This window comes from Parabacteroides acidifaciens, from assembly GCF_003363715.1.
GTDB classification, from domain to species: Bacteria; Bacteroidota; Bacteroidia; order Bacteroidales; family Tannerellaceae; genus Parabacteroides; species Parabacteroides acidifaciens.
In genome coordinates this window covers 1-17051 of the sequence record NZ_QREV01000053.1, presented here as the reverse complement: position 1 = coordinate 17051, position 17051 = coordinate 1, and the positions used below count along the sequence as shown (strand labels likewise).

Here is a 17051-nt window from a genome sequence, read left to right as displayed (position 1 = left end):
AAGAAGATGAATTTAAGAACCTTTATAGAACGCCCCATTCTGTCGGCCGTTATCTCTATTTCGATCGTAGTTGTGGGCATCATCGGGCTGTTTACACTGCCCGTCGAACAATATCCGGATATCGCTCCGCCAACCATACAGGTCAGCACGACCTATTTCGGCGCAAGTGCGGAGACTCTGTTGAAAAGCGTTGTCGCCCCGTTGGAAGAGGCCATCAACGGCGTGGAAGACATGACGTATATGACCTCGACTGCCTCCAATGCCGGAACGGTCAGTATCACCGTCTACTTCAAACAGGGCACAAACCCCGATATGGCAGCCGTCAACGTGCAGAACCGTGTCTCGAAAGCAACCGGGCAGCTGCCGGCCGAAGTGACGCAGGTAGGTGTCACTACCTCCAAGCGTCAAACCAGTATCTTGCAGATGTTTTCGCTTCACAGTCCCGACGACACTTACGACGAGAAGTTCCTTTCCAACTACATCAGTATCAATCTTAAACCCTCGATACTCCGAATCCAGGGCGTGGGAGACATGATGATCATGGGGGGAGATTACAGTATGCGTATTTGGATGAAACCGGATGTGATGGCACAATACAAATTGATCCCGACAGACGTAAGCCAGGTGTTGGCAGAACAAAACATCGAATCGGCAACCGGTTCTTTCGGGGAGAACTCCGACGAGACTTACCAGTACACGATGAAGTACACCGGCCGTCTGATCACCCCGGAAGAATTCGGCGAAATCGTTATCCGCTCGACTGACGATGGCGAAGTCCTGAAGCTGAAAGAAATAGCTGATATCGAGATGGGAGAGGAAAGTTACGCCTATCATGGTAATATGGACAGCCATCCCGGTATTTCCTGCATGATCTTCCAGACGGCAGGCTCAAACGCGACCGAAGTCAACAAGAATATCGACGCCTTTCTGGAAGAAGCGCGTAAAGACTTGCCGAAAGGCATCGAACTGACCCAGGTGATGAGTTCCAACGACTTCCTTTTCGCCTCTATCCATGAGGTCGTCAAGACATTGCTCGAAGCGATTCTGTTGGTTATCCTGGTGGTATATGTCTTCTTGCAGGATATCCGTTCTACGGTCATCCCGTTGGTCGGAATAGTGGTGTCGTTGATCGGTACGTTTGCCTTTATGTCCATTGCCGGGTTCAGTATCAACCTGATCACGCTGTTTGCTCTCGTATTGGTGATCGGTACGGTGGTGGACGATGCTATAGTCGTCGTCGAGGCCGTGCAGGCACGCTTCGACGTGGGCTACCGTTCTTCCTATATGGCAAGTATCGACGCGATGAAGGGAATCAGTAATGCAGTCATTACCTCTTCGCTTGTCTTTATGGCCGTTTTTATTCCGGTTTCGTTTATGAGCGGGACCTCCGGGACGTTCTATACGCAGTTCGGTCTGACGATGGCAGTGGCTGTCGGTATCTCGGCGGTCAATGCCTTGACATTGAGCCCGGCGCTTTGTGCGCTTTTCCTGAAACCGTATATCAATGAAGACGGGACGCAGAACAATAACTTCGCCGCCCGCTTCCGTAAGGCGTTCAACGCCGCTTTCGACCGGATGGTGGAGAAATACAAGAAAGGCGTCCTGTTCTTTATCAAGCGCAAGTGGATGGTCTGGACATTGATGGCCTGCTCGGTCATTTTGCTGATGTTCCTGATGAACACGACTAAGACCAGTCTTGTGCCGGACGAGGACCAGGGCGTTGTCTTCGTAAATGTCAGTACGGCAGCCGGCAGTTCGTTGAAAACAACCAACGATGTGATGGCACGGATCGAGAAACGCGTGGAAAACATCCCGCAGGTGCTCCACGTCCAGCGTGTTGCCGGCTATGGTTTGCTGGCCGGTCAGGGAAACTCGTTCGGTATGCTCGTCCTGAAGCTGAAACCCTGGGATGAACGCCCCGGAAAGGATGAAGACGTGCAGGCCGTGATCGGACAGATCTATGGGCGTACGGCAGACATAAAGGATGCCAGCATTTTTGCCATCTCGCCGGGAATGATTCCGGGTTACGGTATGGGAAATGCCTTGGAACTGCATATGCAGGACCGCATGGGAGGCGATATAGGCACATTCTTTACAACGACGCAACAATATCTCGGCGCCCTGAACCAGCGTCCGGAAATCTCGATGGCCTATTCCACCTTTGATATCCGCTATCCGCAATGGACCGTTGAAGTGGATGCTGCGAAATGTAAACGTGCCGGCATTACATCTGATGCCGTATTGGGAACACTGTCGGGTTATTATGGCGGGCAATATGTCTCCAACTTCAATCGCTTCTCCAAAGTCTACAAGGTGATGATACAGGCAGACCCGAAGTACCGCGTCGATGAGTCTTCACTCAACAATATTTTTGTCCGCATGTCCAACGGCGAGATGGCGCCTCTCGGCCAGTTCGTAAGGTTGACACGCAGTTACGGGGCGGAATCCTTGAGCCGCTTCAATATGTATAACTCCATCGCCGTGAATGCCATGCCGGCGGACGGCTATAGCACAGGCGACGCTATCCGTGCCGTACAGGAAACAGCTTCCGAGGCTCTTCCGAAAGGTTATAGCTATGATTTCGGCGGTATCACCCGTGAAGAGAACAGCCAGAGCAATACAACGGTGGTCATCTTCGGCATCTGCTTCCTGATGATTTATCTGATACTTAGCGCGCTGTACGAAAGTTTCCTGATCCCGTTTGCCGTCTTGCTATCCGTTCCATTCGGATTGACCGGTTCTTTCCTTTTTGCCAAGATGATGGGATTGGAGAATAATATATACTTGCAGACAGGTCTGATCATGTTGATCGGTTTACTGTCCAAGACTGCAATCTTGCTGACCGAGTATGCCGCCGAGCGTCGCAAGGCAGGCATGAGCCTGACATCGGCTGCCCTTTCCGCCGCGAAAGCCCGTCTGCGCCCGATCCTGATGACAGCCGGCACAATGGTGTTCGGATTGCTGCCTCTGATGATGGCGACAGGAGTCGGTGCAAACGGAAACAGCTCACTCGGAGCAGGTACTGTAGGAGGTATGCTGATCGGAACGTTGGCACTACTGTTTATCGTACCTTCCTTGTTCATCGTCTTCCAATACTTACAGGAAAAGGTACGTCCCATTCAGTTTCAGCCGGCCTCCGATTGGCAGATACAGGAAGAATATGTAGAAGCAAAGGAGGAAAGAGAACGTCATATTGAAAGTAAAAAAACAGAGAAGAAATGAAAATCAAGATAATCATATCAACTGTCGCAGCACTCGCACTGAGTAGCTGCGGCATCTATACAACCTATAAGCCGGCTACCGAAGTCCCGGATGATTTATATGGGAGAGAGGTTGCAGCTGCCGATACATCCGGCAATATCAGTAATCTCAACTGGCGGGAACTCTTTACCGATCCGCAACTCCAGGCCCTTATCGAACAGGGATTGCAGAGCAACACCGACCTTCAATCCGCCCGCCTGCGCGTCGAGGAGGCAGAGGCCACATTGATGTCTGCCCGCCTGGCCTATTTGCCCTCATTTGCACTTGCACCTCAGGGAACGGTAAGTAGTTTCGACGGAGGGAAGGCTACGCAAACTTATTCCATCCCCGTCACCGCCAGTTGGGAACTGGATATCTTCGGCCGTATTCGTAACGCTAAGCGTCAAGCTAAAGCGTTGCTCGAACAAAGCCACGATTACCGGCAAGCTGTCCGGACACAATTGATATCAGGCATCGCAAACACCTATTATACCCTGCTGATGCTGGATGAACAGTTGGCTATCTCTATCCAGACGGAGAAATCATGGAAGGAAACAGTCGAATCGACCCGTGCCCTGATGGATGCCGGCCTGGCTAATGATGCAGCCGTTTCACAAATGGAGGCCACTTACTACAGTATCTCTACTTCGATTCTCGATTTAAGGGAACAAATCAACCAGGTCGAGAACAGCTTGTCGCTGTTGCTTGCCGAGACACCCCACGACATCGAGCGTGGCAAGCTGTCCGGACAATCGTTGCCGGAACATTTTGCTGTCGGCATTCCCGTCCAGATGCTTGCCGGTCGTCCGGATGTACGCAGTGCGGAACATGCGCTCGAAAGTGCTTTTTATGTGACAAACCAGGCGCGATCGGCCTTTTATCCCTCAATCATGCTAAGCGGCAGTGCAGGGTGGACCAATTCAGCCGGTAGCATGATTGTAAACCCGGGCAAATTCCTGGCGTCGGCCATCGGTTCGCTCACGCAACCCCTGTTCAACCGGGGTGCAAATATCGCCCAACTAAAAATAGCCAAGGCACAGCAGGAAGAGGCACGGCTTGCTTTCCAGCAATCCCTGTTGAATGCCGGGTCGGAAGTAAACGATGCTTTGATGAAATATCAAACAGCAAAAGAAAAGTCCGATCTATATGAAAAGCAGCTTACAGCATTGGAAAAAGCTTCTGAAAGCACCTCTTTGTTGATGACGTATGGAAACACGACCTATCTGGAAGTCTTGACCGCCCGGCAAAGCCTGCTGTCCGCCCGATTGACACAAGTAGCCAACCGTTTTGCAGAGATACAAGGAATGATCAGTTTATATCAGGCATTAGGGGGAGGAAGGGATTGACTGTAAAAAACTTGGACACCTCTGTCTAAATTTTTGACAGATAAGGTAAAATGGAAGTTCTGTATATGCTTGTATTTTAGTGTTTTAAATCTGGTGGCATGGTTTTTGCTTTATATTGAGCGAATAGATAAATGCAATTCATTATGAAAACACTTCTGCGCAATTTCTTGAGCGTATTCCGACGCTTCCAGATGGCAACATTGCTGAATGTTGCAGGGCTTACAGTTGCTTTCGCCGCTTTTCTGATCATTATGATGCAGATTGAATATGAGCGCAATTTTGATCGCTGTCATCCGACGGCCGACCGGGTTGTACGCCTGGATCGCGTCAGGGGTGCGGATGATAAATTCGCTCCTATTCTGTCAAGGGCTTTTGCTGATGCTGTCTTTCAGTCATCTCCGCATATCGAAAAGTCAACTTTGATTCTGACTACCTGGTATCCTTTTTACCTTAAGGTTGGCGAAGGGGAAAAACGGCGTGGATTTCAGGAAACATTCGGACTTTGTTATCCGGAGATTGTCGATGTATTCGACTTTACTATTCTTGAAGGTGATAAATATTGTTTGCGGAATCCGGATATGGCTATGATACCCGAGAGCTTGGCCAAGCGCATGTTTGATGATGCCTCTGCCATCGGACAGCATATCATCACTACCCATAATCTCGGGGAATCGACTAGTATGACGGTGGGAGCCGTCTATAAAGACTTTCCCAAGAACACCCAGTTGGAAAATTATATCTACTTGCCGCTTGATGATTTCGGAAAAGAAGATTGGCATACGCAATGTTTTATCGGTTATATGTTGCTCGATAAACCGGAATCGCGCCAAGCTGTAGAGGAAAACTTCAATCGTATATTCAACTTTAAGGAACATTATAACAATGAGGATATGCATATCAGTCTCGTGCCATTGACCGATATTTATTATCGGCCGACATCACTGAGCGACTATATTAAATCCGGCGATCCGTCGACCGTTCATCTGTTATTTCTGATCGCCTTGTTGGTTATCTTGGTTGCAGGTATTAATTTTACCAATTTCAGTACTTCGCTGGCTCCGATACGGATGAGAAGTATCAATACGCAAAAGGTGCTTGGCAGTTCTGTCAGCGAACTTCGTTTGGCTTTGGTGAGTGAGGCGGTATGTATCAGTATATTGGCTTGTTTATTAGCTTTTCTATTGGTTTATGTATTGAATGAGTTGCAATGGTTGTCGTTTGTTGAGGCAGATACATTATTGCGGAACCATATAGGGTTGATGGGTATCCTGCTGGTTGTTTCGGTTGGGATCGGTTTGGTTGCCGGGCTCTATCCGGCATGGTATATGACCTCTTTCTCGCTGGCGCTGGTGTTAAAAGGCAATTTCGGGCTTTCGAAAAGCGGACGCAGGATGCGCACGGTGTTGATCGGCTTCCAATATATCATCTCGATCGGGCTGATCATCGGTGCGATGTTCATACAGTTGCAGAACCGGCATATGCGCGAGTTCAACTTAGGGTTCGATAAGGACCAGATCGCCATTGTCGAGCTGAATCCGGAGATGGCCATGTTGCACAAAGATGCCTATTCGGCCAAATTAAAGGAATATCCAGAGATCGAGGATGTCGCTTTCTCGTCACTCTTGGTCGGAGGGAAGGATTCATACATGATGCAGTCAATGAAATATGGAGATAAAGAGTATTATACCTATATGCTCTCTGTTTCGTGGAACTTCCTGCGCGTGATGGGGATAGAGGTGACGGAAGGACGGGACTTTACGGAGGCGGATGCCAAGCGTGACACGGTAACGACATTCATCTATAACCGCTCCGCCCGCGAACGCATTCAGATGGAGGCGGGGCATGAGATTTCTGGCAGCATGAGAGGATATATTGCCGGATTTACGGATGATGTACGGGTTGTTTCTTTCCGGCTTGGGGGAGAGGAGGCAGATGTCGCCTTCATTGTCAACCATGATCCGAAGCCGGTGTCTTATATCCGCCTGCGGGCAGGGGCAAACGCCGAAGAGGCAGTCAATCATATCCATGAGGCGCTGGCATCGATCGACCCGGCTTATCCGGCCGATATCCGCTTTTACGATTCTGTGTTCGATCAGCTTTATCATAAGGAGCAATATCTAAAGAACATCATTTCCTTGTTCGGGCTTCTGGCAATTATTCTTTCCATCGTTGGCGTGTTCGGGCTTGTTTTCTTCGAAACGCAGTACCGGCGCAAGGAGATAGGTATCCGTAAGGTGTATGGTGCGTCGATCGGGGAGATCTTGGTGATGTTCAACCTGATTTACCTGCGTATTGTCTTGATATGCTTCGTGATTGCTGCACCGGTTGCTTGGTACGGAGTAAATAAGTGGTTGGAGAACTTCTCTTCACGTACACCTGTCTATTGGTGGACATTCCCATTGGCTTTTCTGATGATCGCTCTGGTTACGGCAGCGACTGTAACATTCCAGAACTGGCAGGCTGCGACGGAGAATCCGGTGGAGAGCATACATATAGAGTAGGATTAGGAATTTTGAATTATGGATATATGAATAATAGATTATGAAGACACTTGTACGTAATTTTCTCGGCATGTTCCGGCGTTTTCAGATGGCGATGTTCCTGAATGTTGCCGGGCTTTCGGTTGCTTTTGCTGCGTTTCTGATCCTGATGATGCAGGTACGGTATGATTACGGCTTCGACCGTTGTCATCCGAAGGCGGAAAGGATTTTTCTGGCTGAACTTTGTGACAGTGTCATGGCCGACGGGCGTGTGATCTATCCGGGGGCGTTCCCCGACGTGCTGATCGCCTCGTCTCCGCATATCGAGGCAGGGACGCTGATTACGCCTTACGATAAGCGCTACTACCTTACAATCGGTGAGGGGGGCGATCAGAAGGGGTTCCGTGAACGGGTCACGACTTGTCATCCCGATATTGTGAATATCTTCGGATTCACCTTTGTCGAGGGTGACGGCAGTTGTCTCGAGGACCCGGAGAAGGCGATCATCCCGGAGAGCCTGGCACGGCGGATGTTCGCCGGCGAACCGGCTGTCGGCCGACAGATCCATTCGCACGACTGGGTCTGGACCAAGACGGTAAAAAACATGACGGTAGGGGCCGTCTACCGCGATTTCCCTGAGAATACGCAACTAAGCAACAATATCTACATGGCGATCGACGCCTCTTTCCGCAAACCGACGGAGTGGGGCGGGTCGAACTGGCTGTGCTACCTGCTGCTCGACAGCCCGGAGTCTGCCGCCGCCGTGGAGGACAACTTTAACCGTACGTTCGACTACTCGCAGATCTGGGGGGCGGATCATTTACACTTGCGTCTGATTCCGCTCGAGGATATACATTATATGAATATGCAGGATGTGTGGGGCGCAAGCCCGCTGAAGACGCAAAGCCCGGATACGGTGCGCCTGCTTTTCTTTATCGGCTGGCTGATCCTGTTGATTGCGGCGGTCAATTATATGAATTTCAGTACGGCGTTGACGCCGATGCGCATCCGGAGTATCAATACACAGAAAGTGTTGGGAAGCCCTGCCGGGGCGCTCCGCCTTTCGCTATTAGTAGAGGCGGCGGGGATTTGCCTTGTTGCCTATGTCCTGGCGCTTGTCTGGATTTACCTGCTCAATAGGGGGCAGTTCCTCTCGTTTGTCGAGGCGGATATCAGTTTACTATCAAATCTTTCCGTCGTGACTGCGACGGGGGCGATTGCTTTGCTGGTAGGCGTGCTGGCGGGTGTCTATCCGGCTTATTACATTACGTCTTTCCCTCCGGCATTGGTGTTGAAGGGGAGTTTCGGGCTGTCGCCTGCCGGGAAGCGGCTGCGTACGGCATTGATCGGGTTGCAGTATGTCGTTTCTATCGCCCTGATTGTCGGAGCTTGCATCATCCAGTTGCAGAACTATTTCATGCGGCATTATAACTTAGGGTTCGACCGCGACCGGATTGTGATAGCGGAGCTGAGCAACGAGATGTCGGGCAAGCATCGCGATGCGTATGTCGACCAGTTAATGAAATATCCGGAGATCGAGAACGTTGCCTTCGCTTTCCAGAAGTTCGGAGGCGAGGATTCCTATTCCACGTATGAATTCTCCTGTAAGGAAGAAACGTTTAATGGCTTTCTGCTCAATGTCTCGCCATCCTTCCTCGATGTCATGGGCATCCGCCTGACGGAAGGGGATAATTTTAGCCGTACGGACGAGCGGGACAGCCTGAACCATTTCGTCTTCAACGAGACGGCACGCCGGGCGAACGACCTCCACCTCGGCGACCTGGTCGATATGGGCTGGGGGCCGGGCCGCATCGTAGGCTTTACCGACGATGTGCTGCTGACCTCGATGCGCGAGGAGAAAACCAATATGGCCTTCTTAGTCTCGACGCCGAAGGTGATGCAGCCGCTCAATTTCTCGTATATCCGGTTGCGTGCCGGGGCTGATGCCGAGAAAGTCGTCGGCTATATCCGTGAAGCTGCGGCCAATATAGATGCATCCTATCCGTTGGAGATCGAGTTCTACGACTCCCTGTACAACCAGCTCTATCATCGCGAGGAGTTTGTGAAGCAGATGGTGACGTGGTCCAGCGTGTTGGCGATCCTGATCTCGATAGTCGGTGTTTTCGGGCTGGTGATCTTCGAGACGCAGTACCGCCGGAAGGAGATCGGCATCCGTAAGGTGCACGGGGCGACGGTGGCGGATATACTGTTGATGTTTAACCGCAAATATTTCTATATCGTGGTCGTCTGCTTTATTTTAGCTACGCCTGTCGCCTATATGTTGGCTTCCGGTTGGCTGAAGACGTTTGTCTACCGGACGCCGGTCTACTGGTGGGTATTTGTCCTGGCCTTCGGCATCATCCTTTTAGTCACCCTCCTCACCGTTTCCTTCCAGAACTGGCGCACAGCCCGGGAGAACCCGGTGGAGAGCATACATGTGGAGTAGGGTTATATCTTCTTCTTTAGTGTGAAGAAGAAGGTCATTCCTTTGCCCAGGCCGCTCTTGGCGGAGATTTGTCCCTTGTGGAAGTTCACGCCGTTTTTGACGATGGAGAGGCCCAGCCCGGTCCCGCCAACCTTGCGGCTGCGGCCTTTGTCGACACGGTAGAAGCGTTCGAAGATACGGTTGATATGTTCTTCGGAGATGCCGACGCCGTTATCCGAGAAGCTGAAGTAATAGAACTTCGGATCTTCCTTGTAGCAATTCACCGTGATGTGGATGCCGTCGCCGGCGTATGCGATCGCGTTGTCGTAGAGGTTGCGGAAGATGGAGTAGAGCAGCGAGTAGTTGCCGTATATCGTCGGGTTGTCCGGCAGGATCGCTTCCGTCGTGATCTTCTTTTCCTCGATCTCCTTCGAGCATTCCTTCTCGATCTCGCCGATCAGTTTCGGGATGTTCACATCCGACAGCTCGAACATTTCGGAGGCTTCGTCCAGGCGGTTCAGCACGGATATGTCACGCAGCAGGCCTGTCAGGCGTGTGCTTTGCGAGTAGCAGCGTTCGAGGAAGAACTGACGCTTCTCGTCCGGCAGTGTCGGGTTGTTGATGATGGTTTCCAAATAGCCCTGGATGCTGCTGACGGGGGTCTTCAGCTCGTGCGCGACGTTTTGCGTCAACTGGCGTTTCATCCTGCTCTCTTCCTCCTGGCGCGAGATGTCGTTGATGGAAATCTCGTAGCTGTTGTCGAGGAACAGGATGCATTCGATCAGGAAAATCTTCCCGTTCTTGTCTATCGTGACCGATTCGCGCAAGACTTTCCGCTTGCGGTTTGTGTTGGGGATATTCTTGCTCAGGAAAAGGTGGATCGGTTCGAGTTCCGGTATGTCGATCGCATCTTCCGACTGCCGTATCTGGATGTCGGAGATCACGTTGGCAAACTGTACGTAGAGGATGTTGGACAATATCTCCCTGCCCTCCGCTGTGAACATGGCAAACCCTTCTTTGGCATACTGGAAGTGCTTGATCAGCTTCTCGCGCTCCATTGAAAGCTCGTTCTTGGCCTTCTGCTGGCGGTGGTAGAGGCTGACGATATTCTTGGAGATATCCCCCAACTCGTCGTTCGGGAATGTATATTCGTTTTCCGGTATCCGGTCTTTCTCCACATTCAAGGCGAAGTCGCGCAGCTTCGAGATCGTCCGCCCGATACTGAACGTGAAGCGGGAGAGGACGAAAAAGAATATCAGCGTCATGAGTGCCATGAAGTAGACGAAGTCCGTGTCGATTGTCAGGACGCGTTGCGTGTACGGGTCCCAGGGCAGGGCGGAGCGGTAGATGTATCCGCCTATATTCGTGGCCGTGTAGAAATAGCGTTTTCCCGTCGAGTTGGACGAGCGGATGGCAAACCCTTCGTTGTAAAGGCGTGCCTTGCGCACTTCGCTACGGTCGTTATGGTTGTTGAACTCTTCTGCCCCGCTGTTGTCGAACAGGACTTTCCCGTCGGGATTGATAATCGTGACGCGCAGGTCCTTTTGCGGGATCTCGCTGATAAACAGGTGGACAACCTTATTAATGTCTTCGGCCTGCTGCGTGCGGCGAAACAGTTGGTAGTTATAATTCCCCAGTACATTATTTAACTTCTCCTGTGCAAACTCCCGCTCCCTTTGATACTGGAACAACAGGAAACAAGCCGTAAACCCCAGGAACATGGCGAATATCGACCAGAAGAGCCGTTGGCTGAAAGGTATTCTGTTTTTTGTCCCCGATTCTATTTTAACCATCTTCGTACTCTTTGATTAGCCTTCAAAACAATAACCGAAACCGAGGCGGGTGACGATGTTCTTTCCGTACGGCCCGATCTTCTTACGCAACCGGGTGATGTTTACATCGATGGTACGGTCGAGCACGTAAACTTCGTCTTTCCATATCCGGGAAAGGATTTCCTCGCGCGAGAATACATTTCCTTTGTTCTCCAACAGTAGTCTTAGTATTTCGAATTCCTTCTTGGTGAGGGACACCTCCTGTCCGTCGACAGTCGCCTTGATGCGCTTTATGTCGAGCGAAAGTGTTTCGTATTCGAGACGCTCGTTTTCCTGCGGTTTCTCTTTATCGGTCGTGCGGCGCAGGACTGCTTTCACACGGGCTACGACCTGGCGGATCGAGAATGGTTTGGAGATGTAGTCGTCTGCTCCTAAGTTGAAGCCTGTCAGCATATCGTTTTCCGTATCTTTGGCAGTCAGGAAGATGATAGGGATGCCGGCCGTCTTCTCGTTTTTTTGCAGGATACTGGCCATCTTGAAGCCGGATATTTCACCCATCATGACGTCCAGCAGCAGCAATTGGTAAGAAGGGATATCCATCTTCAGGGCTTCTTCGGCACTGAAGGCGGTGTCTACTTCATATCCTTCTATTTCGAGATTGAACTTAAGGATCTCACACAAATCCTCTTCATCGTCCACCACAAGAATCTTTTGCATATCCATAACCGATGTGTCTTATTTATTACAAATATAATTTATTTCTGCAAAGGACGCAGTTCGGTATTTCGAAGGAATGAAATACATGTTACGTTTCTGTTACAAATGCCTCAAATTGCCACATCCTCCCATTTTCCGCCGATAAGTTCGCGGGTGGATTTGAATCCCGCCTTTTTCAGCAGTTCGAATGCTTCGGCGCGTCCGTCGTTCACCAGGTCGGGATAATGGCAGTCGGAGTTGACCATCACCGGGATACCCAGTTCGCACAGGCGGTGCAGGTAATCGTGATGCGGGTAAAGCTCTTGTTTCTTTTGCAGGTTTTTGGTGTTGACTTCTACCATCAGCCCTTTCTCGGCGATCAGGTGCAGGCAGTCGTCGAGCGGCTTTTGGTACCAGTCCGCCTCCAGGTCGAAGGCTTCATATTTCTGTCCGTTCATATAGATTTTATCCATGTGCCCGACAATGTCGATCCCGCCGGTCTCGATCATCTTCAGCGTAGAGTCGAAATAGCGGGCAACCAGTTTGCGGATATCCCCTTCATAATAGGTGTCGACCGAGTTCCGGTAGTCCCTGAAAGAACCGTCTATGCAAACCATGTTTTCTTCCGCAAGCGGAAGGGCTACCGGCAGGAAATGAATGGAACCGATGCGGTAGTCAAGCGGCAGGTTCCGGAAATAGGGGATAGAGGCATTATAGGTCTCATCTAAGAAGTCGATTTCCAACCCGACATATATTTCCAGTTGGTCGCCATACTTCTTTTTCAGCCGTTCGATCTCCATCAGATATTCAGGCATATCGTCTTTCGACATATTCCAGAACGTCTCGAACGGCAGTGGCGAATGGGAAGAAAAGCCGTAGGCACGAAATCCATGCGAGATGGCAAACTTAACGAAGTCCTCCGCCGTGCTCCGCCCGTCGCAAAAGGTACAATGACTATGATAGTTACTGAGTTGCATAATCTTTCTTGTCTGTTTTTATATAGGGTACTACAGGTTCGTTCAGAATGGCCGGTTCCGTTTCGATAATCTTATCGATATAGCTGGCCAATGCTTTCGGCTGTCGGCGCGTGTCCCATAGGGCTGCGATATTAACTGACTGGCTGCCGATTATATAGATCACTTTAACGTTTCTGTGTATAACAAGAGAATGCCATGCTTCCGGCCGGTGATTCAATAACGGTTCTAAAGGCCCCATACCGGGGAAATCACCAAGCTGATCAATTCTCTTCATCGTGGATGCGATGATGTTTTTGGCTGCACGATTTCCAAAACAGACTTCACAATAAAAACGAAGCCGGTCCAAATCATCGTTTGCCCCGGAAAACCATTTCACTTGTTTCATTACATTACTCGTCAAATGTTTTCATTATTCTCTTGAAGACTTCTTCGTGGTCCATGCCACCCCCTTCTCTCATCTCCTTTAACGTCTGGTCCAGTCTGGCATCCATTTCTTGCACGGAATAGCAGAGGCCATAATCTATATCCTCTTCTTCGTTTTCTACCTCTACATAGCTGAGTGTACGCAGATATTCGATAAGAGCTTTTGCTTCGGGACGGCTGTCGTCTATAGTTACGGTTGTTATCATATCTTTATGGTGTTTTTGTGATAGGGCAAAGATAGCTCTTTTCTTCAGAAGAGCAGTCGTTTTAAATGAAAAAGGCGAAGACAGTTTCCTGACTTCGCCCTTTGTCTTTTGAGAGGGGAAAAACTTACTTGATAACCTTCAGCTCTTTTCCCACTTTGATGAATGCGGCAATCGCCTTGTCCAGATGTTCTTTTTCGTGGCCGGCGGACAACTGTACGCGGATACGGGCCTGGTCTTTCGGTACTACCGGATAGTAGAAACCGGTTACATAGATACCCTCTTCCTGCATACGGGCAGCAAAGTCCTGAGACAGTTTAGCATCATACAGCATAACGGCGCAGATAGCCGATTGAGTCGGTTTGATGTCGAAACCGGCAGCCATCATCTGGTCGCGGAAGTAGCTGACGTTACCCATCAGTTTCGTATGCAAAGCATCGCTTTCCTTCAGCATCTTGAACATTTCCAAGCTGGCGCCGACGATAGCCGGAGCAACCGAGTTGGAGAACAGATAAGGACGTGAACGCTGGCGCAACATATCGATGATTTCTTTCTTTCCGGTCGTGAAACCGCCCATAGCGCCACCGAATGCCTTACCTAATGTGCCGGTGAAGATATCCACTTTTCCGTAGCAATCGAACTGTTCGGCAACGCCGTGTCCCGTCGGGCCGACAACACCGGCAGAGTGAGACTCGTCGACCATCACTAATGCGTCGTACTTCTCGGCTAATTCGCAAATCTTGTCCATCGGAGCGACATTTCCGTCCATCGAGAACACACCGTCCGTCGCGATGATGCGGTGGCGCTGTGCCTGGGCTTCCTGCAGGCAACGTTCCAGGTCTGCCATGTCGGCATTTGCATAGCGATAGCGTTTAGCCTTACACAGACGTACGCCGTCAATAATGGAAGCATGGTTCAATGCATCGGAGATGATAGCATCCTCTTCCGTGAACAACGGTTCGAACAATCCGCCGTTAGCGTCGAAGCAGGCAGCATACAAAATCGTATCTTCTGTCTTGAAGTAATCGGAGATAGCAGCCTCCAACTGTTTGTGCAAATCCTGTGTACCGCAGATGAAACGGACGGACGACATACCGTATCCGTGTGTGTCCATAGCCTCTTTAGCCGCTTTGATCAGACGTTGGTTGTCCGACAGGCCTAAATAGTTGTTTGCGCAGAAGTTCAACACGTCGCTTCCTGCGTTTACCTTGATGTCAGCCCGTTGGGGAGTAGTGATGATACGCTCGTTCTTATACAATCCGGCAGCTTTGATGTTTGCCAGCTCCTGTGTCAGGAATTCTTTCAGTTTACCGTACATAACGTTTGTTTTTTGTTAGTATTATTTTAATTGACAATTGTCGATATTCAATTAGGCAGAGGCAAAGGTCACACTTTTTTTGAATATATAGACTAAAAAAACATAAGAAATTCGTGTAGGAATGCATTTATTCTCTATACCTTTGCCTCGGAAAAAAACTTAAAAGAACATCAAACGCAATGAAGAATGTATTAGTTATTGGTTCTACCGGCCAGATCGGATCGGAACTGACCATGAAGTTGAGAAGTATCTACGGTGGTAACATTGTAGCAGGTTATATCCCCGGACAGGAACCGAAAGGCGAATTGCTGGAATCAGGGCCTTCTGCAATCGTGGACATTACGAACGAGCAGCAGATTGCCGAGACAGTGTCCAAATACAAGGTAGATACGATTTATAACCTGGCAGCCCTTCTGTCTGCCGTAGCAGAAGCGAAACCGCAGCTTGCCTGGAAGATCGGTATGGGCGGTTTGTTTAATGTATTGGAAGTAGCCCGCGAAATGCATTGTGCAGTGTTTACCCCGAGTTCGATCGGCGTATTCGGCAATAACACGCCGAAGGACAAAACTCCGCAGGACACGATCCGCAACCCGCGTACCATGTACGGCGTGACGAAAGTCTCCGGCGAGCTGTTGAGCGACTACTACAATATCCGTTTCGGTGTCGACACGCGTTCCGTACGCTTCCCCGGCCTGATCTCATACGTGACACCTCCGGGCGGCGGTACGACAGACTATGCAGTCGATATCTACTACTCGGCCGCTAAAGGCGAAAAGTTCGTATGCCCGATCAAGCAGGGTACATTTATGGATATGATGTACATGCCGGACGGCCTGCGCGCCGCTATCGAGATTATGGAAGCCGACTCTACGAAGTTCGTTCACCGCAACTCCTTCAACATCGCCTCCATGAGCTTCGACCCGGAAATCATCTTCAACAACATCAAGAAGTATATGCCGGAGTTCCAGATGGAATACGACGTAGACCCGTTGCGCCAGGCTATCGCCGAATCATGGCCGAACTCCCTGGACGACACTTGTGCACGCGAAGAATGGGGTTGGAAGCCTGAATACGACCTCGACTCCATGACGAAGGATATGTTGACTAAACTGAAAGAACGTTTCAGCAAGTAATCCTCCTCCCATAAGTAAAGCCCTGTAATGGCGACACTCTTAGTGTCACTATTACAGGGCTTTTCGTTACCGGCACGCCCCTTTTAGCGTGTCATTGCGACCTGTCCCCGCGCTCCGACGCGGGGCCGCAAAAGAACTTAATTTGTCTCGGTTATCAGGCGCTCGAGCGTGTCGATGAAGAGGATGGCTTTCGGATAGAGCTCAGTTACCTTCCTTTCGTCCATCATGATGTAATCGTCGTAATCGCCGGTTTGACGGTAGTCGAACAGGTTGGTGTAGAAACGTGATTGCTCCTTGTCGACCATTCCGGGCAGCACAAATTCCTTACAGAATGCGTTTCGGATGCCGGAATGGGTCTTGACACTGATACCGTGTTTCAACAGCAGGGCGGCGACGGCATAATAGCAGGCATAATACATGCGGCTGACGGCGGTGTTCCAGAAACCGTGTTCTAAGTGGACGGGTATTTCGGATAATGTAGCCTTTGCGTTTTGCAGGCGCAAGGTTACAAGGATGTGTCTTTCTTCGTCTGTCATAGCAGTACTCCTTCCCTCATTACGTTTTCATAAAAGGGGGTGACCAGCTTTCCCCAGAGCTTTTTGGAAAAGACGCGGGGACTGATCATTACACCTGTCTCTATTTCGATGTCATAAAGAGGATCGGTGATCTTCTCTTCTTCTTTTAGGCTTATCCGCTCCTTATCTACCAATATCAACAGGTCGATATCGCTATCCGGGAGGGCGTCGCCACGGGCTTCGCTGCCGTAAAGGATTGCTTGGGCTTCGGGGGCTACGCGGCGGAGGACTTCGCGGATGCGTTGTACGATTTCTGGACGGGTCATGACTGTAATGTATTATGTGTTATGCATTGCGAGAGACAAATATATGGAAAATATCTTTTCTTCTCTCTATTCTTCCTGTTATTTCATATCCCTGCCCCGCAGGTTCTCTTTTGCCGTCCGTTTCAGAGACTGTGTGAAAAAGCCCAAGAAGAAATTGTAAAAGAGTAATAGAATTCTTATCTTTAAGGGACAGAAAA

13 protein-coding genes are annotated in these 17051 nt (G+C 50.1%); 5 read left to right on the top strand and 8 right to left on the bottom strand.

Features of this window, described 5'->3' with window-relative positions:
• The first annotated feature begins 6 nt into the window (after positions 1 to 6).
• The 4 genes from DWU89_RS16835 to DWU89_RS16820 all read left to right on the top strand — a co-directional run bounded on the left by DWU89_RS16835 (position 7) and on the right by DWU89_RS16820 (position 9512).
• On the top strand, positions 7 to 3222 hold the full coding sequence (locus DWU89_RS16835; RefSeq protein ID WP_115500798.1) for an efflux RND transporter permease subunit: 3216 nt from the start codon (positions 7 to 9) through the stop codon (positions 3220 to 3222).
• Positions 3219 to 4586, top strand: a complete 1368-nt coding sequence (locus DWU89_RS16830; RefSeq protein WP_115500797.1) for a TolC family protein — start codon at positions 3219 to 3221, stop codon at positions 4584 to 4586. The genes DWU89_RS16835 and DWU89_RS16830 overlap by 4 nt, the downstream gene beginning before the upstream one ends.
• 143 nt (positions 4587 to 4729) lie before the next feature.
• Positions 4730 to 7087: an ABC transporter permease gene (locus tag DWU89_RS16825; RefSeq protein ID WP_115500813.1), complete on the top strand. Its 2358-nt coding sequence runs from the start codon at positions 4730 to 4732 to the stop codon at positions 7085 to 7087.
• Positions 7088 to 7127: 40 nt separating this feature from the next.
• Positions 7128 to 9512, top strand: a complete 2385-nt coding sequence (locus DWU89_RS16820; RefSeq protein ID WP_115500796.1) for an ABC transporter permease — start codon at positions 7128 to 7130, stop codon at positions 9510 to 9512.
• A gap of 2 nt (positions 9513 to 9514) precedes the next feature.
• Here DWU89_RS16820 and DWU89_RS16815 read toward each other — a convergent pair whose 3' ends face one another.
• The 6 genes from DWU89_RS16815 to kbl all read right to left on the bottom strand — a co-directional run bounded on the left by DWU89_RS16815 (position 9515) and on the right by kbl (position 14880).
• Positions 9515 to 11284 (bottom strand): sensor histidine kinase, encoded by a 1770-nt coding sequence (locus DWU89_RS16815; RefSeq protein WP_115500795.1) that lies wholly within the window; start codon positions 11282 to 11284, stop codon positions 9515 to 9517.
• A gap of 15 nt (positions 11285 to 11299) precedes the next feature.
• Complete coding sequence (locus DWU89_RS16810; protein WP_115500794.1) at positions 11300 to 11986, bottom strand: response regulator transcription factor; 687 nt, start codon at positions 11984 to 11986, stop codon at positions 11300 to 11302.
• 104 nt (positions 11987 to 12090) lie between these two features.
• Entirely contained in the window at positions 12091 to 12936 is an 846-nt protein-coding gene (locus tag DWU89_RS16805) for a histidinol-phosphatase (RefSeq protein WP_115500793.1), read from the bottom strand.
• A complete protein-coding gene (locus DWU89_RS16800; RefSeq protein ID WP_115500792.1) occupies positions 12923 to 13321 on the bottom strand; it encodes a type II toxin-antitoxin system RelE/ParE family toxin in 399 nt (132 codons plus the stop codon). Before DWU89_RS16800 ends, DWU89_RS16805 begins: the two co-directional genes overlap by 14 nt.
• A gap of 4 nt (positions 13322 to 13325) precedes the next feature.
• A complete protein-coding gene (locus DWU89_RS16795) occupies positions 13326 to 13565 on the bottom strand; it encodes a hypothetical protein (RefSeq protein WP_115500791.1) in 240 nt (79 codons plus the stop codon).
• Positions 13566 to 13689: 124 nt separating this feature from the next.
• Positions 13690 to 14880: a glycine C-acetyltransferase gene (kbl, locus tag DWU89_RS16790; protein ID WP_115500790.1), complete on the bottom strand. Its 1191-nt coding sequence runs from the start codon at positions 14878 to 14880 to the stop codon at positions 13690 to 13692.
• A 179-nt stretch (positions 14881 to 15059) separates the two neighbouring features.
• On the opposite strand from kbl, the gene DWU89_RS16785 reads away from it, so the two are divergent.
• Positions 15060 to 16013, top strand: a complete 954-nt coding sequence (locus tag DWU89_RS16785) for an NAD-dependent epimerase/dehydratase family protein (protein WP_115500789.1) — start codon at positions 15060 to 15062, stop codon at positions 16011 to 16013.
• 137 nt (positions 16014 to 16150) lie between these two features.
• Here the strand turns inward: DWU89_RS16785 and DWU89_RS16780 are convergent, their stop codons facing one another.
• On the bottom strand, positions 16151 to 16549 hold the full coding sequence (locus DWU89_RS16780) for a HEPN domain-containing protein (protein ID WP_115500788.1): 399 nt from the start codon (positions 16547 to 16549) through the stop codon (positions 16151 to 16153).
• A complete protein-coding gene (locus DWU89_RS16775) occupies positions 16546 to 16854 on the bottom strand; it encodes a nucleotidyltransferase domain-containing protein (RefSeq protein ID WP_115500787.1) in 309 nt (102 codons plus the stop codon). Before DWU89_RS16775 ends, DWU89_RS16780 begins: the two co-directional genes overlap by 4 nt.
• Positions 16855 to 17051 lie beyond the last annotated feature (197 nt).

Coding starts and splice junctions, on each gene's coding strand:
- kbl (WP_115500790.1), bottom strand. CDS start 14,880: ATGTACGGTAAACTGAAAGAATTCCTGACACAGGAGCTGGCAAACATC.
- DWU89_RS16780 (WP_115500788.1), bottom strand. CDS start 16,549: ATGACAGACGAAGAAAGACACATCCTTGTAACCTTGCGCCTGCAAAAC.
- DWU89_RS16830 (WP_115500797.1), top strand. CDS start 3,219: ATGAAAATCAAGATAATCATATCAACTGTCGCAGCACTCGCACTGAGT.
- DWU89_RS16835 (WP_115500798.1), top strand. CDS start 7: ATGAATTTAAGAACCTTTATAGAACGCCCCATTCTGTCGGCCGTTATC.
- DWU89_RS16825 (WP_115500813.1), top strand. CDS start 4,730: ATGAAAACACTTCTGCGCAATTTCTTGAGCGTATTCCGACGCTTCCAG.
- DWU89_RS16815 (WP_115500795.1), bottom strand. CDS start 11,284: ATGGTTAAAATAGAATCGGGGACAAAAAACAGAATACCTTTCAGCCAA.
- DWU89_RS16820 (WP_115500796.1), top strand. CDS start 7,128: ATGAAGACACTTGTACGTAATTTTCTCGGCATGTTCCGGCGTTTTCAG.
- DWU89_RS16810 (WP_115500794.1), bottom strand. CDS start 11,986: ATGGATATGCAAAAGATTCTTGTGGTGGACGATGAAGAGGATTTGTGT.
- DWU89_RS16795 (WP_115500791.1), bottom strand. CDS start 13,565: ATGATAACAACCGTAACTATAGACGACAGCCGTCCCGAAGCAAAAGCT.
- DWU89_RS16775 (WP_115500787.1), bottom strand. CDS start 16,854: ATGACCCGTCCAGAAATCGTACAACGCATCCGCGAAGTCCTCCGCCGC.
- DWU89_RS16785 (WP_115500789.1), top strand. CDS start 15,060: ATGAAGAATGTATTAGTTATTGGTTCTACCGGCCAGATCGGATCGGAA.
- DWU89_RS16800 (WP_115500792.1), bottom strand. CDS start 13,321: ATGAAACAAGTGAAATGGTTTTCCGGGGCAAACGATGATTTGGACCGG.
- DWU89_RS16805 (WP_115500793.1), bottom strand. CDS start 12,936: ATGCAACTCAGTAACTATCATAGTCATTGTACCTTTTGCGACGGGCGG.